This is a genomic window from Halomonas sp. Y3 (genome assembly GCF_024137965.1).
GTDB lineage: Bacteria > Pseudomonadota > Gammaproteobacteria > Pseudomonadales > Halomonadaceae > Halomonas > Halomonas mongoliensis.
This window is the reverse complement of record NZ_CP099975.1, coordinates 3,913,519-3,939,697: the sequence shown is the minus strand read 5'-3', so window position 1 is coordinate 3,939,697 and position 26,179 is coordinate 3,913,519. Positions and strand designations below refer to the sequence as shown.

Annotated in this window: 27 protein-coding genes; 21 read left to right on the top strand and 6 right to left on the bottom strand. The window is 68.6% G+C overall.

All coding sequences use genetic code 11. From position 1 onward, the window contains the following. Window positions 1-3 precede the first annotated feature (3 nt). Both NHL60_RS18665 and ytfE read right to left on the bottom strand, forming a co-directional pair. Window positions 4-999 carry a peptidase U32 family protein gene (locus tag NHL60_RS18665; protein ID WP_253446952.1) on the bottom strand — a complete coding sequence of 332 codons (996 nt, stop codon included), beginning with the start codon at window positions 997-999 and terminating at the stop codon, window positions 4-6. Window positions 1,000-1,193: 194 nt separating this feature from the next. Beyond that, window positions 1,194-1,850, bottom strand: coding sequence for an iron-sulfur cluster repair protein YtfE (ytfE, locus tag NHL60_RS18660; RefSeq protein WP_253446950.1), 657 nt, complete (start codon window positions 1,848-1,850; stop codon window positions 1,194-1,196). Between the two features lie 302 nt (window positions 1,851-2,152). Between ytfE and NHL60_RS18655 the strand changes: the two genes are divergently transcribed. The 7 genes from NHL60_RS18655 (at window position 2,153) to ltrA (ending at window position 11,102) form a co-directional block, all read left to right on the top strand. Next, a complete protein-coding gene (locus NHL60_RS18655) occupies window positions 2,153-2,770 on the top strand; it encodes a TetR/AcrR family transcriptional regulator (RefSeq protein WP_253446947.1) in 618 nt (205 codons plus the stop codon). Further along, entirely contained in the window at window positions 2,767-4,149 is a 1,383-nt protein-coding gene (locus tag NHL60_RS18650; RefSeq protein WP_253446944.1) for an efflux RND transporter periplasmic adaptor subunit, read from the top strand. The genes NHL60_RS18655 and NHL60_RS18650 overlap by 4 nt, the downstream gene beginning before the upstream one ends. Further along, a complete protein-coding gene (locus NHL60_RS18645) occupies window positions 4,146-7,256 on the top strand; it encodes an efflux RND transporter permease subunit (protein ID WP_253446941.1) in 3,111 nt (1,036 codons plus the stop codon). Before NHL60_RS18650 ends, NHL60_RS18645 begins: the two co-directional genes overlap by 4 nt. A 367-nt stretch (window positions 7,257-7,623) precedes the next feature. Then, the gene (locus NHL60_RS18640) at window positions 7,624-7,971 is read left to right on the top strand and encodes a hexameric tyrosine-coordinated heme protein (RefSeq protein ID WP_253446938.1); all 348 of its coding nucleotides are present in this window, start codon (window positions 7,624-7,626) and stop codon (window positions 7,969-7,971) included. Between the two features lie 39 nt (window positions 7,972-8,010). After that, window positions 8,011-8,715 carry a succinate dehydrogenase iron-sulfur subunit gene (locus NHL60_RS18635; RefSeq protein WP_301271114.1) on the top strand — a complete coding sequence of 235 codons (705 nt, stop codon included), beginning with the start codon at window positions 8,011-8,013 and terminating at the stop codon, window positions 8,713-8,715. A gap of 30 nt (window positions 8,716-8,745) precedes the next feature. Beyond that, the gene (locus NHL60_RS18630) at window positions 8,746-9,204 is read left to right on the top strand and encodes a 2-hydroxyacyl-CoA dehydratase (RefSeq protein ID WP_253446933.1); all 459 of its coding nucleotides are present in this window, start codon (window positions 8,746-8,748) and stop codon (window positions 9,202-9,204) included. 653 nt (window positions 9,205-9,857) lie between these two features. After that, a complete protein-coding gene (gene ltrA / locus NHL60_RS18625) occupies window positions 9,858-11,102 on the top strand; it encodes a group II intron reverse transcriptase/maturase (protein ID WP_253446930.1) in 1,245 nt (414 codons plus the stop codon). 105 nt (window positions 11,103-11,207) lie between these two features. Here ltrA and hmpA read toward each other — a convergent pair whose 3' ends face one another. Both hmpA and NHL60_RS18615 read right to left on the bottom strand, forming a co-directional pair. Beyond that, window positions 11,208-12,377, bottom strand: coding sequence for an NO-inducible flavohemoprotein (gene hmpA, locus NHL60_RS18620; RefSeq protein WP_253446928.1), 1,170 nt, complete (start codon window positions 12,375-12,377; stop codon window positions 11,208-11,210). 112 nt (window positions 12,378-12,489) lie between these two features. Then, window positions 12,490-13,056 (bottom strand): YIP1 family protein, encoded by a 567-nt coding sequence (locus NHL60_RS18615; protein ID WP_253446925.1) that lies wholly within the window; start codon window positions 13,054-13,056, stop codon window positions 12,490-12,492. Between the two features lie 162 nt (window positions 13,057-13,218). Between NHL60_RS18615 and NHL60_RS18610 the strand changes: the two genes are divergently transcribed. Beyond that, window positions 13,219-13,617, top strand: coding sequence for a MarR family winged helix-turn-helix transcriptional regulator (locus NHL60_RS18610; protein ID WP_253446922.1), 399 nt, complete (start codon window positions 13,219-13,221; stop codon window positions 13,615-13,617). A 15-nt stretch (window positions 13,618-13,632) separates the two neighbouring features. Here NHL60_RS18610 and NHL60_RS18605 read toward each other — a convergent pair whose 3' ends face one another. Both NHL60_RS18605 and NHL60_RS18600 read right to left on the bottom strand, forming a co-directional pair. Beyond that, window positions 13,633-14,841 carry a cytochrome D1 domain-containing protein gene (locus tag NHL60_RS18605; protein ID WP_301271078.1) on the bottom strand — a complete coding sequence of 403 codons (1,209 nt, stop codon included), beginning with the start codon at window positions 14,839-14,841 and terminating at the stop codon, window positions 13,633-13,635. Between the two features lie 19 nt (window positions 14,842-14,860). Further along, window positions 14,861-15,217: a cytochrome c gene (locus NHL60_RS18600; RefSeq protein WP_253446920.1), complete on the bottom strand. Its 357-nt coding sequence runs from the start codon at window positions 15,215-15,217 to the stop codon at window positions 14,861-14,863. 252 nt (window positions 15,218-15,469) lie between these two features. On the opposite strand from NHL60_RS18600, the gene NHL60_RS18595 reads away from it, so the two are divergent. From NHL60_RS18595 to NHL60_RS18535, 13 genes are all read left to right on the top strand, one after another. After that, the gene (locus NHL60_RS18595; RefSeq protein ID WP_253446917.1) at window positions 15,470-15,943 is read left to right on the top strand and encodes an Lrp/AsnC family transcriptional regulator; all 474 of its coding nucleotides are present in this window, start codon (window positions 15,470-15,472) and stop codon (window positions 15,941-15,943) included. After that, complete coding sequence (locus tag NHL60_RS18590; protein ID WP_253446914.1) at window positions 15,940-16,458, top strand: AsnC family protein; 519 nt, start codon at window positions 15,940-15,942, stop codon at window positions 16,456-16,458. Before NHL60_RS18595 ends, NHL60_RS18590 begins: the two co-directional genes overlap by 4 nt. Beyond that, complete coding sequence (locus NHL60_RS18585; RefSeq protein ID WP_253446911.1) at window positions 16,455-16,937, top strand: Lrp/AsnC family transcriptional regulator; 483 nt, start codon at window positions 16,455-16,457, stop codon at window positions 16,935-16,937. The genes NHL60_RS18590 and NHL60_RS18585 overlap by 4 nt, the downstream gene beginning before the upstream one ends. After that, complete coding sequence (locus tag NHL60_RS18580) at window positions 16,912-17,439, top strand: Lrp/AsnC family transcriptional regulator (protein WP_253446909.1); 528 nt, start codon at window positions 16,912-16,914, stop codon at window positions 17,437-17,439. Before NHL60_RS18585 ends, NHL60_RS18580 begins: the two co-directional genes overlap by 26 nt. 24 nt (window positions 17,440-17,463) lie before the next feature. Next, window positions 17,464-18,663 carry a heme d1 biosynthesis radical SAM protein NirJ gene (nirJ, locus tag NHL60_RS18575; RefSeq protein WP_183329750.1) on the top strand — a complete coding sequence of 400 codons (1,200 nt, stop codon included), beginning with the start codon at window positions 17,464-17,466 and terminating at the stop codon, window positions 18,661-18,663. A 48-nt stretch (window positions 18,664-18,711) separates the two neighbouring features. Continuing rightward, on the top strand, window positions 18,712-19,581 hold the full coding sequence (cobA, locus tag NHL60_RS18570; protein ID WP_253446906.1) for a uroporphyrinogen-III C-methyltransferase: 870 nt from the start codon (window positions 18,712-18,714) through the stop codon (window positions 19,579-19,581). Next, complete coding sequence (locus NHL60_RS18565; protein ID WP_253446903.1) at window positions 19,578-21,104, top strand: nitrite reductase; 1,527 nt, start codon at window positions 19,578-19,580, stop codon at window positions 21,102-21,104. The genes cobA and NHL60_RS18565 overlap by 4 nt, the downstream gene beginning before the upstream one ends. A 104-nt stretch (window positions 21,105-21,208) precedes the next feature. Further along, window positions 21,209-22,405: an NnrS family protein gene (locus NHL60_RS18560; RefSeq protein WP_253446901.1), complete on the top strand. Its 1,197-nt coding sequence runs from the start codon at window positions 21,209-21,211 to the stop codon at window positions 22,403-22,405. 20 nt (window positions 22,406-22,425) lie between these two features. Further along, window positions 22,426-22,821: a SirB2 family protein gene (locus NHL60_RS18555; RefSeq protein ID WP_253446899.1), complete on the top strand. Its 396-nt coding sequence runs from the start codon at window positions 22,426-22,428 to the stop codon at window positions 22,819-22,821. Between the two features lie 78 nt (window positions 22,822-22,899). Next, window positions 22,900-23,217 (top strand): carboxymuconolactone decarboxylase family protein, encoded by a 318-nt coding sequence (locus NHL60_RS18550; RefSeq protein WP_183329745.1) that lies wholly within the window; start codon window positions 22,900-22,902, stop codon window positions 23,215-23,217. A 239-nt stretch (window positions 23,218-23,456) separates the two neighbouring features. Continuing rightward, a complete protein-coding gene (locus tag NHL60_RS18545) occupies window positions 23,457-23,903 on the top strand; it encodes a cytochrome c (RefSeq protein ID WP_253446897.1) in 447 nt (148 codons plus the stop codon). 50 nt (window positions 23,904-23,953) lie between these two features. Beyond that, window positions 23,954-25,300 carry a cbb3-type cytochrome c oxidase subunit I gene (locus tag NHL60_RS18540; RefSeq protein WP_253446894.1) on the top strand — a complete coding sequence of 449 codons (1,347 nt, stop codon included), beginning with the start codon at window positions 23,954-23,956 and terminating at the stop codon, window positions 25,298-25,300. 59 nt (window positions 25,301-25,359) lie between these two features. Further along, window positions 25,360-26,169: a CbbQ/NirQ/NorQ/GpvN family protein gene (locus tag NHL60_RS18535; RefSeq protein ID WP_253446890.1), complete on the top strand. Its 810-nt coding sequence runs from the start codon at window positions 25,360-25,362 to the stop codon at window positions 26,167-26,169. The last annotated feature ends 10 nt before the right edge of the window (window positions 26,170-26,179 follow it).

The following is a 26,179-nucleotide window of genomic DNA, read 5'->3' as shown; positions in this document are numbered from 1 at the left end:
CTCCTATTTCCAGCGGCGCTCGTAGGCGCCCAGGGTGGTGGTGCTGCCTTCGGAGACCTCGCCGAGGCCGGTCATCCAGGCGGGTTCGGGTTGGAAGCGGCCCGGCGCGCGCTCCAGGCGATCCAGGGCCTGGCGCCAGATGCCGGCGACCTTCGATACATAGGCCGGGCTGCGTTGGCGACCCTCGATCTTGACGGCCGCGATGCCCAGTTCCTGAAGCTCCGGCAACAGCTCCAGGGTGTTGAGGCTGGTGGGCTCCTCGATGGCGTGGTAGGTCTCGCCGCCCACCTCGAAACGCCCCTTGCACAGGGTGGGGTAGCCGGCGTTCTCGCCCTCACCGTAGCGGTCGATCAGCACGCCGTTGAGGCGCGACTCCAGCCCTTCCGGGGTCTCCTCCCAGCGCACATGGGCCGCCGGCGAGCAGACGCCGCGGGTGTTGGGCGATTCACCGGTGAGATACGACGACAGGTAGCAGCGCCCCTCGGCCATGATGCACAGGCTGCCGAAGGCGAACACCTCCAGCTCCACGGGGCTCTGCTTGGCCAGGTCACGCACCTGGGTAATCGAGAGCACCCGCGGCAGCACGGCCCGCGCGATGCCGAACTGCTCGTGATAGAAGCGCAGCGCCTCGAAGCTGGTGGCCGAGCCCTGCACCGAGAGGTGGCGGGCGAGGTTCGGGTGGCGGCGGGCGGCGTAGTCGAGCAGCCCCATGTCGGCCATGATCAGGGCATCGACGCCGAGGTCGGCGGCCTGGTCCACGGCGCGGGTCCACATCGCCCAGCCATCCGGCTGCGGGTAGGTGTTGATGGCACAGAAGACCCTCTTGCCGCGGGCGTGGGCGTAGTCGATGCCCTCCCGGGCACGCTTGTCGGTGAAGTTGAGGCCGGCGAACTGGCGGGCGTTGGTGGTGTTCTGAAAGCCGAAATAGACGGCATCGGCCCCTTCATCCACGGCGCGCTTAAGGGCAGGCAAGTTGCCGGCGGGGCAGACGAGCTCCATGGTGAGCCTCCTGTCGTGGGAATCCCGACTATGGTAGTCGACTATCCCGCCTGGCCTTTTGACGCGGGTCATGGGGGACCCGGGTTGGGTGTCCGGGCGGGCCAGGCGTCGGCACTTTTTCTTGAATCCAAGCACTCCTGAACGCAAGCGGCCCCCGGGCGGGGGCCGTGACGGGCGGGTCAGCGCGACATCGTTCAGCCGGCGCGTTCGAACAGCAGGTTGTTCTCCAGGTGGATGTGCTGCATCAGGTCGTCGCGGAATTCCCGCAGCCCGGTGTAGAGGGCGCGCCAGGTGGTGCAGGCGCCCTTGGGCGGGGTGATGTTGTCGGTCAGCGCCAGCACCTGCTCGAGGTTCTCGCCGTGGTCGTCATGCTCGTGGCGCATCACCGCGATGGGCCCCTGGGCCTGGGCGCCCATGCCCCGGCGCAGCATCGGGAAGAGGATCTGCTCCTCCTTCTGCATATGGCTCTCCATCTCCTGGTGGATGGTGGTGAGCAGGTCGGCCAGGCCGTTGGGGCAGGTGTCCCGCTCGCCGTGGACCTGCTCGACGCGCCGCGCCATGCGCACAAGCTCCGGAAGCTGTTGGCGATGGACGTCGTGATAGCGGGTCAGGATATGGTCGATCAGCTCGTCATTGCTGGCCTCCCGCCAGTCGCGCTCCTCGCTCGTGCCCTGCGGCAGCGCCTCGAGCTCGGCGACCAGGGCCTCGGGGGCCAGGCCGATGCGCTCGGCGGCCTCGCGCAGGCTGATGCGTCCGCCGCAGCAGAAGTCGATGTTGTGATCGCGAAATACCCGGGTGGCGCCCGGCAGGGTCAGGGCGGTGCGGCCGACGGTCTGTTCGATCAGGCTCATAGTGAGGTCCTCCTGGGGTGATGTGCTCTGCCCGACTGGCGGGGTGGAATAACCGACGTCGCTGGCAGGTGGATCGAGGTAGCGCCTTAAAGATGTATATTTAATACCTCTTTATGGTGGAGCTGACATGGGGCGAATTGTCGCCCCCCATCTCGCCCCTCATCGCCCAAGGCCCAGGAGACGCTGCCGGGCGGTATTGGGTGCCATTAATTTGACCGAGGTCAGCGTCGCATGATGTCGGCAGGCGGTACGCTCGCCATCATGCTAGATAGTAATCAATTACTATCTTTCGAGGCATGAGTATGTCCCAACGCCAGCATCTCCCCGCCGACGAGCGCCGGGAGCGCACCGTGGAGACCGTCGTCGCCCTGTGTGGCGAGGAGGATCCCGCGACCCTGACCACCGGCCGCATCGCCAGCCGCATGGGGGTGACCCAGGGGGCGCTGTTTCGCCACTTCCCCAACAAGGAGGCCATCTGGGAGGCGGTGGTGGCCTGGGTGGCCGAGCGTGTCATGGCTCGGGTCGGTGCCGCCGCCGAGGGCGCCGAGGACCCCCTGCAAGCGCTGGAGGCGATGTTCCTGGCCCATGTGGCCTTCATCGCCGAGCATCCCGGGGTGCCGCGCCTGCTGATGGGGCAGCTGCAGCAGCCTTGTCCCACCCCGGCCAGCCGCATGGTGAAGGGCCTGCTGGCGACCTATCGGCAGCGCCTGGCAGGGTGGCTCGAGGAGGGCCAGCGACGCGGCCAGCTGCGCCCCGGGCTCGACCTGGACGCCGCGGCGGCCCAGTTCATCGGCTGCCTCCAGGGGCTGGTGCTGCAGGCGCTGATCGACGGTGACGTGGCCGGGATCGTCGACCGTGGGCCGGCGGCCTTCGACCTCTATCGACACGGTATTCAAGCGGATCGCGGAGGTGAGGCATGAGCACCCGGGCGAAGCGACTGGGCCGAGGGCTCATGGTGCTGGCGGGAGCCGCCGTGGGCGTGGCGCTGCTGGTCTTTTTTGTAGCCAATCGCCAGGTGCCGGAGCGCAGCGACACGCCGCCTGCCCCGGCCGCGGTGGCGGTGATCGAGGCCCGTCCCCTGGCGTTTCGCCTGGAGGCGCGCGGCCACGGCGCGGCGCGCCCCGCCGAGACCTGGCAGGCCGTGGCTAACGTCTCGGGCCGGGTGGTGGAGCGCCATCCGGCGCTGGAGAGCGGCACCCTGCTGCATGAGGGCACCCTGCTGCTGGCGCTGGACCCGAGCCGCTATGAGCTGGCCATCGCCGAGGCCGAGGCGGAGCTGGCCAGCCTGGCCGGCGAGCTGGCCCAGCTTGCCGCCGAGGAGGAGAACACCGATCGCCTGCTGGCGCTGGAACGCCAGGCCCTGGCCCTGGCCGAACAGGAACTGTCGCGCATCGAGCGCCTGGCGGCCAGCGGGTCGGTGTCGACCTCCCAGCGCGATGCCCAGCGGCGCAGCACCCTAGGGCAGCGCCAGGCGGTGGCATCGCTGGAGAATGGCCTGGCGCTGCTGCCGGCGCGGCGCGAGGTGCTCGAGGCCCAGCGTGAGCGCGCCGCGGTGCGCCTGGCCCAGGCTCGTCAGGACCTGGCGGATACCCGCTTTGAAGCGCCCTATGACCTGCGCCTGGCCGAGGTGGCGGTGGAGCTACACCAGTTCGTCAGTGTGGGCCAGCGACTGTTCGAGGCGGACAGCCTGGCCGCCGCCGAGGTGGAGGCGCGAATTCCCTTCACCGCGATGCGTCGCCTGCTGGGTCGTGTGGCCCCGGCCGAGCTTCCACCCGGCACCCTGGACCTCGGCGAGCGCATCGACCTCGATGCGATTGATGCAGAGCTGGAGCTGGTCGGGGCCCCCGGCGTGGGCTGGCAGGGCCGGGTGGTGCGCGTGGCCAGCGGCCTCGATCCGGCCACCCGCGCCGTGCGGGTGGTGGTCAGGGTCGAGCACCCCTGGCGTGATGCGCGCCCCCCCGATCATCCACCGCTGCAGCGCGACATGTATACCCGGGTGAGGCTCTCGGCCGGGGGCCCCGAGGCCTCGATGGTGGTGCCGTCGTCGGCGCTTCACCAGGGTGAGCTCTATCTTGCCGATGAGCAGGGGCGCCTGATGCGACGCCCGGTCTCCGTGGCCTTCCAGCAGGCAGGGCTGGCGGTGATCGAGGCGGGCCTGGCCCCGGGGGAACGGGTGGTGCTCGACGACCTGCAGCCGGCCATCGAGGGCATGGCGCTCGCCGTGCGACGGGACGAGGCCGCCGAGGCGCGCCTGGCCGCCCGGGCCCGGGGTGATGCCGCGGCGGGAGAGCGGCCATGATCCGCTGGTTTGCCGCCCACCCCACCGCCGCCAACCTGCTGCTGATCCTGCTGCTGGCCGCCGGGCTGTTTGCCGCCCCTCATCTCAAGCGCGAGACCTTCCCCGACTACCGCCCGGTGGAGGTGTCCGTGGAGGTGGTCTATCGGGGGGCCAGCGCCGCCGACGTCGAGGATGCGATCTGCCGGCGCCTGTTCGATGCCGTCAAGGGGGTGGAGTTTCTCGACGAGTTCGGCTGCGTGGCCCAGGACAACCTGGCCAACGCCACGGCGACCATGGCCGCCGGCGGCGACGCCATCCGCTTCCTCAACGAGATCGACACCGAGGTGAGCGCCATTACCGAGCTGCCGGCCCGCGCCGATCCCCCGGTGGTGCGCGAGCTCCACCGCAGCGACCTGGTGGCCGCGGTGGCAGTGTCCGGTGATATGCCGAGGCGCCAGCTGGAAGACTACGCCCTGCGCCTGGAGGAGCGCATCATGACCCTGCCCGGCGTTGCCCGGGTGGCAATTCACGGCATGTCCCAGCGTCAGTGGCAGGTGGAGGTGCCCCGCGAGGTGCTGGGGCAGCACGGCCTCTCGGCGCGGGAGCTGGCGCGACGGGTGGCCGGCCAGAGCCTCGACCTGCCCCTGGGCACCCTGGAGACCGCCGACCGGGATCTCCTGCTGCGCTTCACCGACCAGCGTCGCTCGCCCGCCGAGCTGGCCGAGCTGGTGGTGGTCTCCGACGCCGGCGGCGGCGAGCTGACCCTGGGCGAGCTGGCCACCATCACCGAGAGCGGCGAGCGCGCCGAGGAGCAGGTCCGCTTCAACGGCGAGCCGGCGCTGGTGCTGGAGGTGAGCAAGGCGCTGCGCGACGATGCGCTGACCGTCAAGGAGCGGCTCGAGTCGCTGCTCGAGGCCGAGCGTCATCGTTTCGACGGCGGCATCTCGCTGACGCTGACCCAGGATGCGACCAGCATCGTCCGCGACCGCCTGCAGATGCTGGTGGGCAACGGCCTGATGGGTCTGGTGCTGGTGGTGCTGGTGATGAGCCTCTTCTTCCGCCCGCGGCTGGCCCTGTGGGCGGTGCTGGGCCTGCCGGCTGCCTTCATGGGCGCCTTCATCGTCATGGCCCTGACCGGGCTGTCGATGAACATGATCACCCTGGTGGCGCTGCTGATGGCGATCGGCATCGTCATGGACGATGCCATCGTGATCACCGACAACATCGCCGCCCACGCCAGCGAGGGTGCCTCGCCCCTGGAGGCGGTGGTCTCGGGCACCCGCCAGGTGCTGCCCGGGGTGCTCTCGTCGTTCCTGACCACGGTGGCGGTGTTCGCGCCGCTCTCCTTCCTGGCCGGGGAGCTGGGGGCGGTGCTGGAAGTGCTGCCGGTGGTGCTGATCGCGGCCCTGGCGGCGAGCCTCATCGAGGCGTTCTGGATCCTGCCGCATCATCTCAAGGGCAGTCTCAAGGGCAGCGAGGGGAAGCTGGCCGAGGGCCACGACTCCCGCTTCCGGGCCGCCTTCGAGCGACGCTTCGCGCGCTTTCGCGAGGCCGTCGGGGGGCTGGCCGACCAGGCGATCCGCTTTCGGCATGCGGTGCTGGGGCTCGTGCTCGCCATCATCCTGGGCTCGGCCGGTTTCATGGCCGGGGGGCATGTGGGCAGCGAGGCGATGCCGGATATCGATGGCGACGTGCTGGAGGCGCGCATCCTGATGCCCCAGGGCTCCCCCCTGGCGCGCACCGAGGCGGTGGTCGAGCGGGTCGAGGCGGCGATGCGTGAGCTCGATGCCCGCTTCTCGCCGGCACAGCCGGGAGGCGCCTCCCTGGTCGAGGCGATCCAGGTGCGCTTCAACCACAACCCCAGCGCCCGGGAGGCCGGCCCCCATGTGGCCACCGTCATCGTCGACCTGCTCACCGCCGAGCGTCGCCGGGTGACCCTGGAGGAGCTGACCGCCGCCTGGCGGGAGGCGATCGGCGAGATCGAGGGTCTGCAGCGGCTGATCATCCAGGAGCCTGGCTTCGGCCCCGCCGGCGTGCCGGTGGAGGTGCGCCTGACAGGAGACGATCTCGCTGCCATGAAGGCCGCGGCGCTGGAGCTGGGAGGGCATCTCGAGGCCTACGCGGCCGTCTACAACGTCATCGATGACCTGCGCCTGGGCAAGCCCCAGCTGGCCTTCTCCCTGGCCGAGGGCGCCCATGGCCTGGGGCTCGCCGCCGACGAGGTGGCCGGCCAGCTGCGTGCGGCGCTGCTGGGGGAGATCGCCGACACCCTGCGCATCGGTGACCAGGAGATCGAGGTGCTGATCCGCCTGGCCGAAGCGGACAGGAGCTCCCTCGACGACCTGGCCGACTTGACCATCGCCCTGCCCGACGGGCGCCGGGTGCCCCTGGAAGTGGTGGCCAACGCCGAGGAGCGGCGCGACTGGGCGCGCATCACCCGCATCGACGGCCGACGCACCGTCACCGTGGAAGCCAACGTGGATGCGCGCCAGGCCAGCGGTCAGGCCGTCGTCGATGACCTCGCCGGCAGCGGCTGGCTGAGCGAGTTCCGCCAGCGGCATCCCGGGGTGGAGATCTCCTTCGAGGGACAGGTGGCGCGCTCCGCCGAGACCGGCAGCTCCATCGGCCGCGGGCTGCTGATCGGTCTGGTGGGGATCTTCGTTATCCTCTCCTTCCAGTTCCGCAGCTACGTGGAGCCGCTGATCGTCATGCTCTCGATTCCGCTGGCCTTCATCGGCGCCATCTGGGGACACGTGCTCATGGGCTACTACCTCTCCATGCCCTCGCTGATCGGCGCGGCCTCCCTGGCCGGTATCGTGGTCAACAACGCCATCCTGCTGATCCACTTCATCAAGACGCACCGCGAGCGCGGGCTGGAGGCGGTGGCGGCCGCCGGCCAGGCCAGCCGCGACCGGCTGCGCGCCATCCTGATCTCGTCTACTACCACCATCGCCGGGCTGCTGCCGCTGCTGGCCGAGACCAGCTCCCAGGCGGCGGCCATCAAGCCGCTGGTGATCTCCGTGGTGTTCGGTCTGCTCAGCGCCACCGTGCTGGTGCTGCTGGTGATCCCGGCGCTCTACGTGCTGCTGGACGACTGGGGGTGGGTCCGCAGCGATGTCCATCGATAACGACGCGCCGCCCAGGGCTATCGCAGTTACCGACAGGGCGATAGCGAAAGGCGCCGGGGACAGGTCGGAGCGGGCGTCCGAGGACCAGGGGTGAGGAGCACCGCTCCGAACGGGCTGGCCGAGGATGGCCAGCACCGGACCTGCAAGCGGAGCGGGACGCGAGAGCGATGCAGGGCCGAGGTAGCCTACAAGGAAGTACTCGTAGCGCCCCCTCGAGGGCCTGTCGCCGGATCAGCCTTGAGCGGGGCTGCCATCTGCGATAGCCCTGACGCGCCGCCGAGCTCGCTTGACGGCGGTGATTTCTTGGCTAGCTTTAAAGAAGTATATATTTTGCATCTTTTAAGTCGGAACAGGAGAGGAGGCCATCATGACCATTATCCATCACCCGTCATCTTTTCGACTGAAGGTCGCCGTTGGGCTGATGCTGGCGACAGCCTTGGCCTTGGGCAGCATCGCCGGTGCGGATGAGCACGAGGCGTCATCCACAGAGGATACCTGGCTGCCGAGCCTGATCACCGAGACCCCTCAGGAAGGCTTCGCCCTGGCCATCACCCTGTCCCAGAAGGGGGTGGCGGCTACCCAGAAGGATGCCGAGATCCGCCGTCAGAAGCGAGCCGAGTATCACGATGTGCCCGACAGCCTGATCGCGGCCTCCCACGTCATCGCCACGCATTTCCAGACCGTCGCCGCAGCCAACAACTACTGGCGCGAGTGACCGTGTGTCGCTGGCCGAGGCGGGGAGGGCAACGTCATGATACAGGTGCGGCTCTATCGCTATCATCCCGAGCAGGATGACCTGCCACGGATGGAGACGCTGGAGGTCGAGGAGCGCTTCCGCAAGGCCATGGTGCTCGACGTCCTCGAGCACCTGAAGCAGGAGGATGCCACCCTGGCCTATCGGCGCTCCTGCCGGGAAGGGGTGTGCGGTTCCGACGGCATGAACATCAACGGCAGGAACGGCCTGGCCTGTATCACAGCTGTGGAAGAGGTACTGGGCGGCGGTGACACCCTGATCCTGCGTCCGCTGCCGGGAATGCCGGTGATCCGCGACCTGGTCGTCGACCAGCGTCTCTTCTTCCGCCAGTTCGAGAAGATCCGGCCCTGGCTGATCAACGACCAGGCGCCCCCCGCCATCGAGCGACGTCAGAGCCCCGAGGATCGCGAGAAGCTCGACGGCCTCTACGAGTGCATCCTCTGCGCCTGCTGCAGTTCGGCCTGCCCCTCCTGGTGGTGGAATCCCGACAGGTACATCGGCCCGGCCGGCCTGATCCAGGCCTATCGCTTCCTGATCGACAGTCGCGACACCGCCACCGACGAACGGCTGGCCACCCTCGACGACCCCTTCAGCGTGTTCCGCTGCCGGCAGATCGCCAATTGCACCTGGGTCTGCCCCAAGGGGCTCAACCCGATGCGCGCCATCGGCCAGATCAAGGCGATGCTGCTGGCGCGCGGCAGCTGACCCCCATGCCGAAGCAACGGGAGGTAGACCATGGCCTTTCGACAGGTGAAGGATCTGCTCGAGTGGATCCATGATTTCCACAGGCAGCTGGGTGTGCAGTATGCCCGGCTAGCGGAGGCGGCAGCCGATGAGCGCATGCGCATGGCGCTGGTGTTCCTCGCCGACCGCGAGCGGCGCCTGCAGGAGGGCATTGCAGCCTATCTCGAGGATGCCGATCAGGGGCTCCTGACCACCTGGCTGATCGACAGCCAGGAGTTCGGCCACCCCGCCGTACTGGAGCGCATTCCCCCCTGCCTGGGCTGTCATGACGTGCAGGATATCCTGGCCAACGTAATGACCGCCCACCAGACCCTCGAGGACATGTATCGGCTGCGCGCCGAGCTGGCCTCGATTCCCGAAGAGGTCGAGCTTTTCCAGCATCTTGCCGAACAGCAGGAGGCCGAGGCGCGGCTGCAGACCCGGGACCTCGCCCGCCTCGAGACGTATTGAGTCGTTTCCGCGGACTCGCCAACGATGGCGCCCCGGCATATGCCGGGGCGCTTCGTGTGTGCGCCAGGCATGGCGCGCAGCGCCTGACTGGCGCTGTTTCCAAGGGTGGTGCCTTGGAATGACTTGGGGGTGAAAGTCCCCTGCACGCCCGGCAAGGGGAAGTGCTAGCCGACGGCAAGGGTGTCTCCCGCGAGGGAGAATCTGAAGGAAGCCTTAGGCAAAACGCTGGCCTGACGAACAGGAAGCGGATACGAGGCGTCATGGCGGGGTGAGGTGGCACACGTCACCAAAGCCCGGTACTTGCACGGAACGCCATGACGTATATCCGACAGGCATAAGCGGGAAGGTCGCGCGTCTTACCCTGGGAGGTCTGGTGGTCTGCCACGGTGCTACCGGCGTCGAGAGGCGACGGGATGGGCCACTAGACGTCAGCAGAGGCCATAGTAAGTGCCGATTCACCCCGGCACCAAGGGCCGAACATGAAGAACCGCGAGTAGGCGATGACGTCTCGAGGATCGATCATGAAGACAGAAAGTGGCGCTGATACCGCCACCCACCCAGAGGGGCAGGGGCAGTACCCCGGGTCCCGGCCGGTGGGCGTCGAGACGGTCCCGGCGTCGTCACCGTGGACGAAAGCGGAGTCCGCCCCGCTTATGGAGGCCGTGGTAGAGAAGGCCAACATGGAGCGGGCTTACCGTCGGGTGGTCGCCAGCCAGGGGGCGCCGGGTGCCGATGGCATGACGGTCCACCAGTTGGCCGACCACCTGAAGGAATGCTGGCCAACGCTGTGCGAACGGCTACTGGCCGGTGAGTACCACCCCAGCCCGATCCGAGCCGTCGAGATCCCCAAGCCCAAGGGCGGAACGCGACAGCTCGGCATCCCCACGGTTACCGACCGGCTGATCCAGCAGGCGCTGCTGCAGGTGCTGACGCCGATCTTCGATCCGGGATTCTCCACATCGAGTTACGGCTATCGGCCAGGGCGCAGTGCCCAGCAGGCCGTCTCGGCGATGAAGGCCCATGTCACTGCCGGCCATCGCTGGGTGGTCGACCTCGACCTGGAAGCCTTCTTCGACCGGGTGAATCACGACCTGCTGATGGCGCGGGTCGCGCGCCGCATCCGCGACAAGCGAGCGTTATGCCTGATCCGCCGCTATCTGGAAGCCGGGATGTTCCAGGACGGCCTGGTCGCACCACGCCGGCAGGGCACACCCCAGGGCGGGCCACTCAGCCCGCTGCTGGCCAATATCCTGCTGGGTGATGTGGACAAGGAACTGGAACGCCGCGGTCACCGCTTCTGCCGCTACGCCGACGACGTACAGGTGTACGTCAAGAGTCGGCGGGCGGGCGAGCGCGTCATGGCCAGTCTGAGTGATTTTCTCGAGAACTCACTCAGGCTGACGGTCAATCGCGACAAGAGCGCGGTGGACCGACCCTGGAACCGGGGGTACCTGGGCTACACGCTGACCCGGCACAAGCGGCCGAAGCTGACGCTGGCCAAGGCCAGCCTGCAGCGCCTGATGCAGCGTGTCCGCGAGATCCTCAAGCGTGGCAGGGGGCGCAACATACGGCGCGTTATCGAAGAGTTGACCCCGGTCCTGCGGGGCTGGGCCAACTACTTCTCCCTCGTCGACGTAGAGCGGCCGCTGGAAGCGCTGGATGGTTGGATACGTCGCCGACTGCGTTGCGTGATCTGGCGGCAGTGGAAGCGCCCAGGGACCCGGCGCCGCAAGCTCCTGGCGCTGGGCCTGGACGACCAGCGTGCCTGGAAATCAGCGGGAAATGGGCGAGGCGCCTGGTGGAACGCCGGTGCCTCGCACATGAATCAGGCCCTGCCGCGGAAGTGGTTCGAGCGGCTGGGCCTGATCTCGGTACTCGATACGGTCAAGAGGGCTTAGTCGTTCTTCATGAACCGCCGTATACGGAACCGTACGTACGGTGGTGTGGGAGGGCGCCGGGGGTGACCCCGGCCCCTACCCGATCGTCGGTGGAGCCGAGCCGCCTCAGGCGGCGTCGAGGGGGCGCGAGGGGCCGAAGTGCTCGTGGTGGCGGCGCTCGGCCGGCACACCCAGTTCGGCCAGGGCCCGATCGACGGCGCTCATGAAGCCCTGGGGGCCCACGGTGTAGCAGCGTGCGTCCTCCGGCAGCAGCCGCGCCAGCAGTGCGCGGTCGACGCGGCCGGTATGGTCGGCCGCCTCGCCGCGCTCGTGGACGGTCACCGTGTGCAGCTGTTCCGGGTGCGCCTCGGCCAGGGCCGCGACCTCGTCGCGGAAGGCGTGATGGTCGGCATCCAGGGCGGCGTGCAGGTAGACCACGCGGCGGCCCTGTGCCAGCGCCTGGCGGGCCAGAGGCAGCATCGGCGTCTGGCCGACCCCGCCGGAGGCCAGCAGCAGCGGCTCGCTACCCTCGGCCAGGGTCAGGTCGCCGGCCGGTGGCAGCAGCTCCAGGGTATCGCCCACCGCCATGGCGTCGTGCAGGTGGCGGCTGGCGCGGCCTTCCGGCTCGTGCTTGACGGAGATCCGGTAGGTGCGGCCGTCGGGCAGGGCCGACAGGCTGTAGTGGCGATAGAGCGGCTCGCCGTCGAGGGTCAGCCGGACGCCGATGTACTGGCCCGGGGCATGCTCGGCCACCGGCTCGCCGTCCACGGGCGCCAGCACGAAGGAGCGGATCACCGCGCTCTCCTGGCGGGTCTCGACGATGCGGAAGGTGCGGGTACCGCGCCAGCCGCCGGGGCGCTGCTCGAACTCCCGATAGCGGTACTCCTCCAGCTCGATCAGCAGGCCGGCCAGCTCCTCGTAGACACCGCTCCAGGCGGCGGCGATCTCCTGTGTCACGGCGTCACCGAGCACCTCGCCGATGGCGGCCATCAGGCACTCGCCGACGATGGGGTAGTGCTCGGGGCGGATGTCGAGCGAAACATGCTTGCTGACCACCGTGGCCAGGGTCTCGCGCACCTTCTCGCGATCATGGCGTAGCTGCACATAAGCCAGCACGGCGCCGGCCAGGGCCCTCGGCTGCCCGCCGTCGGCCTGGTGGGCCTCGTTGAACAGCGGCTTCACTTCGGGGTAGCGGTCGAACATCAGCGGATAGAAGCGTTGGGTGATGGCGTCGAGATGCTCGGCGACGGTGGGGGCGGTGGCGGCGATCAGGGCTTCCTGGGCAGGGGTCAGCATGACAGGCTCCTCTTCGGGTTCGTCGGGGGGAGTGTTTTTTAAGATGCATGTAAAATACATCTTAAAGGTGGCGATCGCTACCCCCTGCCCTGGTACAGGATGTCGCACCGGGTCAGTAGGCCCAGACGATGGCCATCAGCAGCCCCCAGGCCAGCACCCCGGCGGCCATGATGGTATAGGTTGCCGCCATGGTCTCCACGTCTTCATCCTGGCGCTGGCAGAGGGCCTGGAGGCCGTGATAGACCAGGCTGATGGAGATGCCGAGCGCCACCAGCACCGCCAGGGCATTGAGCAGCAGGCTGGGGATCAGCAGCACGATCGCCGAGGACCACAGCGGCAGCGGGGCCAGGGCGGCCAGCAGGTAGGCGTCCTGATAGTCGATCCTGAGCTGGCGGCTGCTGTTCACGACGGCGTGGATCAGCCAGCCCATCACGAAGAAGGTCAGCAGCTCCGCCAGGAACAGGATGGTGGTGATGAAGCGCCACTCCCGGTCGGCGAAGCCGGCGACGAAGGCGTCCCCGTAGTGGGTGCCGGCGTAGTAGAGCAGTACCGGCGGCAGCAGCGACATCGGGAAGACGATGGCCCAGGCCAGCAGCGGAATGGAGGGGCGGCGCTGCTGGAGCTCCTTCCAGCCGACGCTGCGCGTGAAGGGCAGTCGGACGACGGTGATCGGGTTCATGGGGCTCTCCTCTTCATGGCGCAAGGCGGACACCCCGGGAGGGTGATGCCGCGGCGGAAGATTAATATCATATTGTGATATTTTCAGATTTAGACTTCCCCCGGATGCCTGTCAAGGCGCCGGTCGAGACGCAATGGGGCTTGCATGAACAAGGGAACAGGATTGACCAAGCAGGATTTCCAGCGTCTGTCGCACTTCCGCTACCAGCTGCGCTGCTTCCTGCGCCAGAGCGAGGATATCTGCCGGCAGCATGGTGTGACGCCGCTGCAGTATCAGCTGCTGCTGCATCTCAAGGGGTTCGAGGGACGTGAGTGGGCCACGGTGGGGGAGCTGGCCGAGCGCCTGCAGGCCAAGCACCACGGCACCGTGGCCCTGGTGGATCGCTGCGAGCAGCTGGGCCTGGTGGAGCGACGCCCGGCTCGTCAGGATCGCCGTCGTATCGAGGTCCATCTGCTGCCGAAGGGCGCCGAGCTCGCCGCCCGGATCGCCGAGCTGCACCAGCCGGAGCTGCGCCACCTTCAGGAGGAGTTCCAGCTGCCCGGCTGGCCGGACCTGCCCTGAGGCGGCCCGGCCGGCTCACAGCCCGATGCGGTGGGCCCGGTGGGTGAAGAAGATGCCGCTGGGCGACTCCGCCGGCAGGCGGGCCAGCTCCTCGAAGGTGCGGGTGTCGTAGACCACCACGTGGCCGCTGTCCCGGGCGGAGATCCAGATGTGCTCGCCGCGGGGGGTGAACTCCTTGTGCAGAATCGACTCGCCGGGGGAGAGCGTCTCGATCACCTCGTGGGTGCGGGTGTCGATCACCTGAACGCGGTCGTTGTTCGGGTGAGCGAAGGTGACCCACACCTGCTGCTCGTCGGGGCGGCTCATCACGAAGATCGGCTGGCCGTGGACCTCGATGCGATCGGTCAGCGACCAGTCGCCGGTGTCGGCCACCAGCACCTCGTTACGGCCCACGGCGGGGAAGAAGGCCTGGTCGCCGGCCATGGCCCAGCCCTCCAGGTGGGGCATCTTGTAGACCGGCAGGCGCTCCTCGCCGCGGCCGTAGTCGGGCAGGATGCGCTGTACGCCCTTCTCCGGGTGCCAGAGGTCGAGCAGCGCCATGCCGTCCTCGCCGAACAGCCCGGCGATGTAGTAGCGCCCGTTGGCGGTGATCAGGGCGTCGTAGGGCATGCTGCCCACGTCGCGATAGCGGGTCACCTCGGGCTCCTCGGTGGACATGTCCAGGGTCCAGATCTCGCCGGCCTCGAACAGGCTGAAGACGAAGCTGTTGCCCGGCACGTCCACCACGCCCACCACCTTGGCCTGGTCGGTGGTGCCGTCGGGCTTCTCGTAGGTGGCCGGCACGTCGACGACCAGCTCCATGGTCTCCACGTCGAAGACCTTCACGCCGCCCGGTTCGTAGTTGCCCACCGCCACGTAGCGGCCGTCCTGGGAGATGGCGCCGCCGATGCTGTTGCCCCCCTGGATGATGCGCCCGTCGATCTCGCCGGTGAGCAGGTCGAGCCGGGTCAGCCCGCCGTCGCGGCCGAACACGAAGGCGTGGCGGGCGTCGCGGGTGAACTTCACCGAGGCGTGGGAGAGGTCGCCGAAGCCCTCGACGTGCCTGAGCACCGTCTTGTGCGTGGTGTCGACCAGCGCCACGCTGCCGGTGGCGCGCTCGATCACCACGCCCAGGTCGCCGGTGCCGCGCAGTTCCACGGCGGGCTCGGCCAGGGCAGGGCCGGCGGCCAGCAGCGACAGGGCGCCGGCGGCAACCAGGGTCTTCAGGGGGCGAATCAGCGGCATGGGGGTCTCCTCGGGAGCATCAGTCGTCCAGGGACGTCAGGCGGTTATCGGTCTGCAGGTGGTCGGCGATCCAGCGGGCCTCCGCTTCGCTGAGCAGGGCCTCCCAGCCGGGCATGGCGGTGCCGGGGATGCCGTGGCGGATGATGTGGGTGAGCGCCTTGGGGCTGAGCGCCTGCATGCGGTCTCGGGGAAGGGCGGGGCCGAGGCCGCCGCGCAGGGTCATGCCGTGGCAGGAGCCGCAGTCCTGGTAGAGCAGGGTCTCGAGGCGTTCGGCATCGAGGCGTTCGGCATCGGGCGAGGCCTCGCCGTCGCCGGCCACCGCCGCGAGTGGCAGCAGCAGGCTCAGGCAGATCAGGAATCGGGCGGACGGAAGCATGGGCGTCTCTCGCAGCGGATGTCGGCAGCCGGCGGCGGCGGATCTGGCTGCAGTGTCCGACCGGCGGCGGGGTGGCGCCTTGACGGATATCAATCGGGGGGCCGGTTGAGAAGCCCCCGTGGCCGTGAAGCCACATTGAAAATACCTCTTTTGACTTGCGTCAACCACGGTGGATATCACCGCTTGCCCGGGATGCCGTGCAGGTAAGATGCTTCATGAAAGCATCTTATCGGTTCGGAGGCACACCGCCGGATGGCCAGACTCGACTCCCTGGATCGCCAACTGATCGACCTCTACCAGCGTGGCCTGCCGGTCTGCGAGCGTCCCTTCGCGGCCATGGCCGAGCGCCTGGACGCCAGCGAGGATCAGGTGATCAGCCGTCTCGAGCGGCTCCAGGCGAGCGGCGTGCTGAGCCGTGTCGGCGCGGTCTTCGACCACGCCCGTGCCGGGGCCAGCCTGCTGGCCGCGGTGGCCGCGCCCGAGGAGGCCCGCGATGCCGTGGCCGAGGCGATCAACCGCGCCCCGGGGGTGAACCACAACTACCTGCGAGAGCACGACTTCAACCTCTGGTTCGTGATGACCGCGCCGGACGAGGCCGTCCTCGAGGCTCGCCTCGATGCCCTGGAGGCGGAGCTCGAGCGCGAGATCCTGCGCCTGCCCATGCTCGAGGGGTTCCATATCGACCTCGGCTTCCCGATCCCCTGGCATGAACTGGAGGCGCCATGAACGCCCGACAGCCGGCTCCCGCCTGCGCAGAGCCCCTCGCCGAGCGCCGCCTGCGCGCCCTGGTCGAGCAGGGGCTGCCGCTGGTGCCGCGCCCCTGGCAGGCGCTGGCCGAACAGTGCGGCCTGAGCGAAGCGGAGGTGATGGCCTGCGTGCGCCGCTGGCAGGCCGAGGGGCTGGTCAAGCGCCTCGGCCTGGTGGTGCGCCACCGCGCCCTGGGCATCACCGCCAACGCCATGGTGGTGTGGGACGTGCCCGATGACGAGGTGGCCGAGCTGGGCCGACGCCTGGCCGCCGAGCCCGCCGTCACCCTCTGCTACCGCCGGCCGCGGCGCCTGCCCGACTGGCCCTACAACCTGTTCTGCATGATCCACGGCACGCGCCGCGAGCGCGTGCTGGCCGCCCTCGACGAGATCGTCGAGCGCCAGGCGCTGCAGGCCACGCCTCACCGGGTGCTGTTCAGCCTCAAGGCCTACCGGCAGCACGGCGGCCGCTATACCCGCGAGGAGCGCCCATGACCACCGCGTATGCCACCCGACCGGCGCCGGCGGAGCTCGATGCCGCCGACCGGCGCATCATCAATCGCCTGCAGGATGGCCTGCCGCTGGTCGCCTCGCCCTACGCGGTGGTGGCCGTGGAGCTTGGCCTCTCCGAGGGCGAGCTGCTCTACCGCCTGGAGCGGCTGCTGGAGAGCGGAGTGCTCAGCCGCTTCGGCCCGATGTACCACGCCGAGCGCCTCGGCGGCGGCCTGACCCTGGCGGCCCTGGCGGTGCCGGAGCGGGACTATGACGCCGTCGTCGAGGCGGTCAACGCCTTCCCCGAGGTGGCCCACAACTACCGTCGCGAGCACCGTCTCAACATGTGGTTCGTGCTGGCCACCGAGACCCCGGAGCGTATCGCCCAGGTAATCGCCGAGATCGAGGCCGCCACCGGCCTGCTCGTGTTCAACATGCCCAAGCAGGAGGAATTCCATGTCCGTCTCCACCTGCCCGTCTGACGCCGCGTGGCTGGACGCCACCGATCGCGCCATCGTGCTGGCCACCCAGGCGGGGCTGCCGCTGGTGCCCGACCCCTGGGGCGCGGTGGGCCGGCCGCTGGGCCTCTCCGGCGAGGCGGTGCGCGATCGCCTGGCGCGGATGCAGGAGGCGGGCATCGTGCGCCGGGTCGCCGCGGTGCCCAACCACTACCGGCTCGGCTACGTGGCCAACGGCATGACGGTGTGGGACGTGGACGATGCCCGGATCGACCGCCTCGGCCGCGAGGTGGCCCGGCTGCCCGGCGTCAGCCACTGCTATCGGCGCCCGCGCCACCTGCCGGACTGGCCCTACAACCTGTTCGCCATGCTCCACGGGCGCACCCGCGCCGAGGTGGAAGCGCAGGCCGACACCCTGCGCGAGCTGCTCGGCAGTGCCTGCCGGGACCATCGCATCCTCTACAGCTCTCGCATTCTCAAGAAGACCGGCCTGCGGCTCGCAGGGCGGTCCGACCGGCCGGGCTGAGGCCCGCCGCAGGAGGAGGTCCGCATGTTCCGCGTCACCCGCTATATCAAGTCCCTGATGGAGCCGACGCCGCTCGCGCCGGCCCGCAAGCCGCCGGGTCCGGTGGTGATCTGGAACCTGATCCGTCGCTGCAACCTGACCTGCAAGCACTGCTACACCACCTCGGCGGACATCGACTTCGCCGGGGAGCTCTCCACCGCCGAGGCTCGAGCGGTCCTCGACGACCTGCACGGCTTCCGGGTGCCGGCGCTGATCCTCTCCGGCGGCGAGCCGCTGATGCGGCCGGACATCTTCGAGCTGTCGCGGCGTGCCCGGGAACTGGGCATCTATACCGGGCTCTCCACCAACGGCACCCTGATCGACGAGTCCAACATCGACGAGATCGCCGACGTCGGCTACGACTACGTGGGCATCAGCATCGACGGCCTCGAGGCCACCCACGACGTCATCCGCCAGCGCCAGGGCGCCTTCCGGGAGTCCATGCATGCGGTGAAGCTGTGCAAGGAGCGCGGCATCAAGGTGGGCCTGCGCTTCACCCTGACCCGCGAGAACTACGAGCAGCTGGGCGACATCCTGGCGCTGCTCGACGAGCACGACGTCGACAAGTTCTACCTCTCTCACCTCAACTACGGCGGTCGCGGCCGGCGCCACAGCAAGCAGGACGCCTGGTACCGCATGACCCGCGACGCCATGACCCGGCTGTTCGACCACTGCCGCGCGGAGCTCGAGCGTGGCGTGGAGCGCGAGTACGTCACCGGCAACAACGATGCCGATGGCCCCTTCCTGCTGATGTGGGCCCGTGAGCACTTCCCCGACCGGGCCGACGACCTGAAACAGCGCCTGGTCAACTGGGGCGGCAACGCCTCCGGCGAGCACATCGCCAACATCGACAACCTCGGCAACGTCCACCCCGACACCTTCTGGTGGGACCACGACCTGGGCAACGTGCGCAGCCGCCCCTTCTCCGAGATCTGGCGGGACACCTCCGATCCGCTGATGGCCGGCTTCCGCCAGCGCCCTCGGCCGCTCAAGGGGCGCTGTGCCGAGTGTCGCTTCCTCGACATCTGCAACGGCAATACCCGCGTGCGGGCCTGGAAGGTGACCGGCGATCCCTGGGAGGAGGATCCCGGCTGCTACCTGACCAACGCCGAGATCGGCGTCGACGAGGGCCATGACCGGCGCGTGGCGGCGCCCTATGAGGCCATCCAGGCCACCGAGCTCTGAGCCGCGCCAGGCGACGACCATGACCGTGACATCCCGGGAGAGCGAGCCATGACGGCATTCCGCAAGACACAACACCTGAGCTTCGACCTCGACGAGGCGCCGCTGGGCCGCGGCGAGGTGGCCATCGTCGGCGCCGGCCCCGGCGACCCGGGGCTGCTGACCCTGCGCGCCCTGTCGCTGCTGCAGCAGGCGGACTGCCTGGTGTTCGACCGGCTGGTCTCCGCCGAGATCCTCGCCATGGCCAGGCCCGAGGCGCGTCGCTTCTACGTGGGCAAGGCCTCGCGCTGCCACGCCCTGACCCAGGAGGAGACCAACGCCCTGCTGGTGCGCCTGGCCGGCGAGGGTGAGCGGGTGCTGCGCCTCAAGGGCGGCGATCCCTATATCTTCGGCCGTGGCGGCGAGGAGGCCGAGGCCCTGATCGAGCACGACATCGGCTTCCGGGTGGTGCCGGGCATCACCTCTGCCTCGGGCTGCTCCAGCTACGCCGGCTTCCCGCTGACCCACCGCGACTACGCCCAGAGCGTCACCTTCGTCACCGGCCACTGCAAGGGAGACCGGGAGCTGGACCTGAACTGGGCGGCCCTGGCCGTGCCCCACCACACCACGGTGTTCTACATGGGCCTGGCCAACGCGGCGATGATCCGCCGCGAGCTGCAGCGCCACGGCATGCCCGCCGCCACCCCGGTCGCCCTGGTGGAGCGCGGCACCACCCCGGAGCAGCGCCACGTGCTGGCCACCCTGGGCGATCTGGTCGAGGTGATCGAGCGCGAGGCCTTCCGGCCCCCCACCCTGATCGTGGTGGGCGAGGTGGTGACTCTCGCCGATACTCTGGCGCCGGCCATGACCCGCCTGGCCCGCGAGCCGGATGCCGCGCTGGCCGCCTTCCCCCACCCGATGCCCGGGAGGGTCGCGCTGTGATACGACCCGCCCTGCTGCTCGGTGGCCTGCTGGGGCTGCTGGCGCCGGCGCTGCCGGCCCTGGCCGAGGCGCCGGACCCCAACATGCTCTACAACCGCCACTGTGCCATCTGCCACGGCGTGAGCCGACTGGGTGGCATCGGGCCGGCGCTGCTGCCGGACAACCTCTCGCGGCTCAAGCACGACGAGGCGGTTTCGGTGATCCACGACGGCCGACCCGCCACCCAGATGCCCGCCTACCGTGAGCTGCTCTCGGAGGAGGAGGTGGCGGCGCTGGCCGAGTGGATCTTCACGCCGCCCGAGCACGAGCCCCGCTGGGAGGAGACCGACATCCTCGCCAGCCACGAGGTGCGACACCCCTACGGCAGCCTGCCCGATACGCCGGTGTTCGAGGTCGAGGACCTCAAGAACCTCTTCATCGTCGTGGAGATCGGCGACCACCATGTCAGCCTGCTCGACGGCGACCGCTTCGAGCGCATCGCTCGCTTTCCCAGCCGCTATGCGCTGCACGGCGGCCCCAAGTACAGCCCGGACGGCCGCTATGTCTACTTCGGTTCCCGGGACGGCTGGGTGACCAAGTACGATATCTACAACCTGGAGGTCACCGCCGAGGTGCGCGCGGGGATCAACATGCGCAACATCGCCGTCTCCGCCGATGGCCACTACGTGCTGGCCGGCAACTACCTGCCCCACAGCCTGGTGCTGCTCGACGCGCGTGATCTGGACCTGATCGCGGTGATCCCGGTGGAGGGGCTCGACGGCGAGACCTCGCGGGTCAGTGCCGTCTATACCGCGCCACCGCGCAACAGCTTTGTGGCGGCCCTGCGCGACATTCCCGAGGTGTGGGAGATCCGCTGGCCCGAGGAGCGCGCCGAGGGCGACGAGGCCATCGTCGGCGACTTCGCGCTGCACCGCATGGAGGCCCCCGACTACCTGGACGACTTCTTCTTCGATCAGTCGTACCGCTACATCGTGGGCGCGGCCCGCGGCGGCCAGGGCGGGCAGGTGTTCGACATGGACGAGGAGCGCAAGGTGGCGGACCTGCCCCTGGAGGGAATGCCGCACCTGGGCGCCGGCATCACCTGGGAGCTGGACGGCCGCCGGGTGATGGCGATCCCCCACATCGACAAGGGGCAGGTCTCGGTGTTCGACATGAGCGACTGGTCGCTGATCACCCATCTCGAGACCGATGGCCCCGGCTTCTTCATGCGCAGCCACGAGAACTCGCCCTACGCCTGGGTGGATGTCTTCTTCGGCCCCCACCATGACCGCATCCACGTCATCGACAAGCAGTCGCTGGAGATCGTCGAGACGCTGATCCCGGAGCCCGGCAAGACCGCCGCCCACGTGGAGTTCGACCGCCGCGGCGAGACCCTGCTGCTGAGCATCTGGGACGACGACGGCTACCTGCTGAAGCTCGATGCCAACACCCTGGAAGAGCTGGACCGCATGCCCATGCGCAAGCCCTCGGGCAAGTACAACGTCTGGAACAAGACCCAGTACGAGGAGGGCACCAGCCACTGATCGGTCGAGATAAGAAGCATTCTTGATACCTGTCATGGTCCCGGCGGTCCCGGGCAAGGCACAATGGGGAAAACACCCCCAGTGCAACCGTCGGGAATCTCGCCATGCAGTCACCCCAACCCGAGCCGGCCGGCATGCCCATCGCCCGGCTCGCCTTCCGCCCCTTCTTCCTGCTGGCCTCGCTGTTCAGCGTGCTGGCCATGGTGGTGTGGTTCGCCTTCTGGCACGGCGATATCCTGCTGCGCCCCCATGGCGGGCTGATGTGGTGGCACCAGCACGAGATGATCTTCGGCTTCGGCGCCGCGGTGGCGGTGGGCTTCCTGCTCACCGCGGCCCAGAACTGGACCGGCCAGCCGAGCCTGCGCGGCGCTCCGCTGCTGGGCCTGGTCGGGGTCTGGCTGCTGGCGAGGCTGCTGATCGCCTTTCCCATGGGCTTGCCGCCCCTGCTGCTGCTGGTCATCGACGTGGCCTTCCTGCCCCTGGCGGCGCTGGCCCTGGGGCGGATGGTGGTGGCGGTGCGCCAGTGGCGCAACCTGGTCTTTGTGCCGCTCTTCCTGCTCATGGCGGTGGCCAATCTGGCCATGCACCTGGGGGTGATGCGCGGACAGCTGCCGCCGATCCGCGAGGGCGGCTACCTGGGGGTGCTGCTGATCGCCACCCTGATGGTGCTGCTGGGCGGCCGGGTGATCCCCTTCTTCACCTCCCGGCGGCTCGACCGCCCGAAGCCCGCCGAGTGGCCGATGCTGGAGCGGCTGGCGCTGTGGTCGATCTACGCGGTGGTGCTGCTGCAGCTGGCGGTGCTGCTCGAGGTCGAGCTGCCCCGGGGCCTGCAGGGCTGGACCATGCTGGTGGCCGCCGCCGCCAACGCGGTGCGCCTGGCCCGCTGGGGCGGGCAGCATACCCTTGCCGAGCCGCTGCTGTGGGGGCTGCACCTGAGCTATGCCTTCATCGTGGTGGGGCTGGTGATGTGGGCCCTGGCACTGACCGGGGTGTTCCGCGTGGAGCTGGCGCTGCATGCCCTGGCCATCGGCGGCATCGCTAGCATGATGCTGGCGATGATGGCGCGGGTCTCGCTGGGGCATACCGGCCGGCCGATCCGCACCCTGCCGGGCATCGGCGTGGCCCTGGGGCTGATGTTCGCCGGCGCCCTGCTGCGTTCGCCGGTGCTGGCGCTCTTCCCGCAGATCACCCACTGGACCTACAACCTGAGCATCGTCTTCTGGTGCATCGCCTACCTGATCTTCCTGTTCCACTACGCGGTGCCGTTGACCACGGGCCGGGTCGACGGCAAGGACGGCTGACGGCGCACGGGAGGCTGCCAATGCTCGAACACTATTTCCTGGTCAAGCACCTGCATGTCACCGCCGCGACCCTGAGCCTGCTGTTCTTCATGCTGCGGGCCTGGTGGTCGGTGCGCGAGTCGCCCTGGCGTCAGCGCCGCTGGGTGAAGGTGCTGCCCCACCTGATCGATACCCTGCTGCTGACGCTGGGCGTGCTGCTGATGGTGATGCTCAAGATGTGGCCCCACCAGCACCCCTGGCTGGCCGCCAAGCTCATCGCCCTGCTGCTCTACATCGGGCTGGGCACGATGGCGATCAAGCGCGGCCCCACGCCCGCGGTACGCGGTGCCGCGGCCCTGGCCGCGGTGGCCACCTTCCTCTACATGCTGGGGGCGGCGATCCGCCATGATCCGCTCTCCTGGCTGGCGGCCGGCTGAGGCACGGCATGACGCGGAGCGTCGAGGCTCCCTATACTGGGGCGGCGTGTCCGATAACCACCGACAAGGAGTGACTTCATGAGCCAACAGGATCTTCCCTCCGGCGCCGGCCAGGTCGCCGAGCAGTTTCCCGAGGTGTGGGACGCCTATGCCGCCCTGGGCAAGGCGTGCGCCGAGGCGGGCCCTCTGGATGCCCGTACCCGGCGCCTGGTCAAGCTGGCGCTGGCCGTGGGCGCGCGCTCCGAGGGCGCGGTGCACTCCCATGCCCGCCGCGGGCTGGAGGAGGGCGAATCTCCCGAGGCGCTGAAGCAGGTGGCCATGCTGGCCATCCCGACCCTGGGCCTGCCCAGCGGCGTGGCCGCGCTGACCTGGATCGAGGATCTCACCGAGGCGTGATGCCTCCCTGCCGGCAGTTCGCTGCCGGCTTCCCCCCTTGCCGCGTCTGGCAAGCCCCTGTTGCCGCCTTCCGGCCACTCCCTATTGACCCTCGTCAAAGTCATGGACGGGTCCCGACTGCTACTCTTTAACATGCATGCTGAATGCATATTAAAGGGGGCGGAAACGGCGGGTGCGCAGCGACAAACGCGGGCCGCCGGTTTCGACAAGAATGCAAGACGAGCAAGGGGGTATGGTCCATGACCGAAGGCCTGACAAAGGCAGCTGCCCGCAACATCTTCTATGGCGGGTCGCTGTTCTTCTTCCTGGTGTTTGCCGCGCTGACGGCTCACAGCCATTTCTACATCGTCAATACGTCCACCCAGCCGATGACGGACTCCGTACGGCAGGGCAAGCATGTCTGGGAGGAGCACAACTGCATCAACTGCCACACCATCCTCGGTGAAGGCTCCTACTTCGCCCCGGAGATCGGCAACGTCTGGACCCGCTATGGCGGCCACGACAACCCCGAGGGGGCCCGCATGGCCCTGGCGGCCTGGATGCGTGCCCAGCCCACCGGTGCCCCGAACCGTCGTCAGATGCCCTACTTCGAGATCAACGACGAAGAGATGCAGGCGCTGATCGACTTCTTCGAGTGGACCGACGCCATCGACACCCAGGGCTGGCCGCCCCATCCGGCCGGTTGATCCGGACGCCATGACCCCGCCGGATTCCCGAACCCAGGAGAGCCGAACCGATGAAATATGAAACGCAAAGGGTGGCCCTGCCATTCTTCATGGTCGCGATGGCGCTGTTCGCGCTGCAGATCGTCTTCGGTCTTGCCGCCGCCGCCGCCTATGTCTGGCCTCACTTCATGTCCGAGGCCATGCCCTTCAACATCACCCGTACCAGCCATACCAACCTGCTGATCGTCTGGCTGCTGATCGGCTTCATGGGCTGCACCTACTACCTGATGCCCGAGGAGGCCGAGAACGAGATCTTCAGCCCCAACCTTGCCTACCTGCAGCTGGCGATCTTCGCCATCGCCGGCGCCGGGGCCCTGATCAGCTACCAGTTCGGCATCCACGAGGGGCGCCACTACCTCGAGCAGCCGCTCTGGTCGAAGATCCTGATCACGATCTCCTTCCTGATGTTCCTGTTCAACACCAGCCTGACCATGCTCAAGGGGCGCAAGACGGCCATCAACATGGTGCTGATGCTCGGCCTCTGGCTGGCCGCGGTGTTCTGGCTGTTTGCCTTCTACAACCCCGATAACCTGGCACTGGACAAGCTGTGGTGGTGGTGGATCGTCCACATCTGGGTGGAAGGCGTGTGGGAGCTGATCATGGCCTCCCTGCTCGGCTACCTGCTGATCAAGATGACCGGCGTCGACCGCGAGATCATCGAGAAGTGGCTCTACGTCATCGTCGGCCTGGCGCTGTTCTCCGGCCTGCTGGGCACCGGCCACCACTACTACTGGATCGGCACCCCCGGCTACTGGCAGCCCATCGGCAGCATCTTCTCCACCCTGGAGGTGATCCCGTTCTTCGCCATGGTGGTGTTCGCCTTCTACATGTTCTGGAAGGGCAACCGCAACCACCCCAACAAGGCCGCCATGCTGTGGACCATGGGCAGTGCCGCCGTGGCCTTCTTCGGCGCCGGCGTGTGGGGCTTCATGCACACCCTGTCGTGGATCAACTACTACACCCACGGCACCCAGATCACCGCGGCCCACGGCCACCTGGCCTTCTACGGCGCCTACGTGATGCTGGTGCTGGGCGTCATCACCTACGCCATGCCGCAGCTGCGCCGCGTGCAGCCCTACAACCAGGTGCTGAACATGTGGGCCTTCTGGATCATGACCTCCGCCATGTGGTTCATGACCTTCACCCTGACCTTCGCAGGCGTCGTCCAGACCCACCTGCAGCGGGTGCTCGGCATGAACTTCATGCAGATCCAGGACCAGCTCGACCTGTTCTACGTGTTCCGCTTCGGCACCGGCATCTTCGTGGGTCTCGCCGCGGTGATGTTCATCTACGCGGTCTTCGGGCCGGCGCGCGAGCAGGTGCCCGCCACCAGCAAGCCGCTGACCGCCACCGAGTGAGCCCCCCGGCGGGTCGCGGCCCCTGCCGCGGCCCGCCGGTGAAACCCCTGGAGTGACCCATGTCCCATACCGCAACGGTGTCCGAGCTCGACCGGGAGCTGCCCTTCTACCAGCCGGTCGGCAATGAATGCGCCCTCTTCGAGCAGGCCTATCGGCAGCACCTGCCGCTGCTGCTCAAGGGCCCCACGGGTTGCGGCAAGACCCGCTTCGTGACCCATATGGCGGAGAAGCTGGGGCGGCCGCTGTTCACCGTCTCCTGCCATGACGACCTCACCGCCGCCGACCTCACCGGCCGCTACCTGCTGCAGGGTGGCGAGACCCGCTGGGTCGACGGCCCGCTGACCCGCGCCGTGCGCGAGGGCGGCATCTGCTATCTCGACGAGGTGGTCGAGGCGCGCAAGGACGTCACCGTGGTGCTGCACCCGCTGACCGACGACCGCCGCCTGCTGCCCCTGGAGCGCACCGGCGAACTGCTCGAGGCGCCCGACGACTTCATGCTGGTGGTCTCCTACAACCCCGGCTACCAGCACATCCTCAAGTCCCTGAAGCCCAGCACCCGCCAGCGCTTCGTGGCGATGTCATTCGACTTCCCGCCCCCCGACGTGGAGTGTGGCATCGTGGCCCGGGAGAGCGGCCTGTCCCACCAGCGCTGTGCCGCCCTGGTCAACCTCGCCGCCCGCCTGCGCGAGCTCAAGGGCCAGGACCTGGAGGAGGGGGTCTCTACGCGCCTGCTGGTCTACTGCGCCACCCTGATCCAGGCCGGCATGCCGATCCTGGAGGCCACCCGCGCCACCCTGGTGGAGCCGCTGACCGACGATCTGGACGTCCAGGAAGGGCTGCTGGAAGCCATCAACGCAACCTTCGGCTGAACCGAGGGGG

Bases quoted from the DNA above. Each gene is read 5' to 3' on its own strand.
- NHL60_RS18665 (WP_253446952.1), bottom strand. From the start codon at position 999: ATGGAGCTCGTCTGCCCCGCCGGCAACTTGCCTGCCCTTAAGCGCGCC.
- ytfE (WP_253446950.1), bottom strand. From the start codon at position 1,850: ATGAGCCTGATCGAACAGACCGTCGGCCGCACCGCCCTGACCCTGCCG.
- NHL60_RS18655 (WP_253446947.1), top strand. From the start codon at position 2,153: ATGTCCCAACGCCAGCATCTCCCCGCCGACGAGCGCCGGGAGCGCACC.
- NHL60_RS18650 (WP_253446944.1), top strand. From the start codon at position 2,767: ATGAGCACCCGGGCGAAGCGACTGGGCCGAGGGCTCATGGTGCTGGCG.
- NHL60_RS18645 (WP_253446941.1), top strand. From the start codon at position 4,146: ATGATCCGCTGGTTTGCCGCCCACCCCACCGCCGCCAACCTGCTGCTG.
- NHL60_RS18640 (WP_253446938.1), top strand. From the start codon at position 7,624: ATGACCATTATCCATCACCCGTCATCTTTTCGACTGAAGGTCGCCGTT.
- NHL60_RS18630 (WP_253446933.1), top strand. From the start codon at position 8,746: ATGGCCTTTCGACAGGTGAAGGATCTGCTCGAGTGGATCCATGATTTC.
- ltrA (WP_253446930.1), top strand. From the start codon at position 9,858: ATGGAGGCCGTGGTAGAGAAGGCCAACATGGAGCGGGCTTACCGTCGG.
- hmpA (WP_253446928.1), bottom strand. From the start codon at position 12,377: ATGCTGACCCCTGCCCAGGAAGCCCTGATCGCCGCCACCGCCCCCACC.
- NHL60_RS18615 (WP_253446925.1), bottom strand. From the start codon at position 13,056: ATGAACCCGATCACCGTCGTCCGACTGCCCTTCACGCGCAGCGTCGGC.
- NHL60_RS18605 (WP_301271078.1), bottom strand. From the start codon at position 14,841: ATGCCGCTGATTCGCCCCCTGAAGACCCTGGTTGCCGCCGGCGCCCTG.
- NHL60_RS18600 (WP_253446920.1), bottom strand. From the start codon at position 15,217: ATGCTTCCGTCCGCCCGATTCCTGATCTGCCTGAGCCTGCTGCTGCCA.
- NHL60_RS18595 (WP_253446917.1), top strand. From the start codon at position 15,470: ATGGCCAGACTCGACTCCCTGGATCGCCAACTGATCGACCTCTACCAG.
- NHL60_RS18590 (WP_253446914.1), top strand. From the start codon at position 15,940: ATGAACGCCCGACAGCCGGCTCCCGCCTGCGCAGAGCCCCTCGCCGAG.
- NHL60_RS18585 (WP_253446911.1), top strand. From the start codon at position 16,455: ATGACCACCGCGTATGCCACCCGACCGGCGCCGGCGGAGCTCGATGCC.
- NHL60_RS18580 (WP_253446909.1), top strand. From the start codon at position 16,912: ATGTCCGTCTCCACCTGCCCGTCTGACGCCGCGTGGCTGGACGCCACC.
- nirJ (WP_183329750.1), top strand. From the start codon at position 17,464: ATGTTCCGCGTCACCCGCTATATCAAGTCCCTGATGGAGCCGACGCCG.
- cobA (WP_253446906.1), top strand. From the start codon at position 18,712: ATGACGGCATTCCGCAAGACACAACACCTGAGCTTCGACCTCGACGAG.
- NHL60_RS18560 (WP_253446901.1), top strand. From the start codon at position 21,209: ATGCAGTCACCCCAACCCGAGCCGGCCGGCATGCCCATCGCCCGGCTC.
- NHL60_RS18555 (WP_253446899.1), top strand. From the start codon at position 22,426: ATGCTCGAACACTATTTCCTGGTCAAGCACCTGCATGTCACCGCCGCG.
- NHL60_RS18550 (WP_183329745.1), top strand. From the start codon at position 22,900: ATGAGCCAACAGGATCTTCCCTCCGGCGCCGGCCAGGTCGCCGAGCAG.
- NHL60_RS18545 (WP_253446897.1), top strand. From the start codon at position 23,457: ATGACCGAAGGCCTGACAAAGGCAGCTGCCCGCAACATCTTCTATGGC.
- NHL60_RS18540 (WP_253446894.1), top strand. From the start codon at position 23,954: ATGAAATATGAAACGCAAAGGGTGGCCCTGCCATTCTTCATGGTCGCG.
- NHL60_RS18535 (WP_253446890.1), top strand. From the start codon at position 25,360: ATGTCCCATACCGCAACGGTGTCCGAGCTCGACCGGGAGCTGCCCTTC.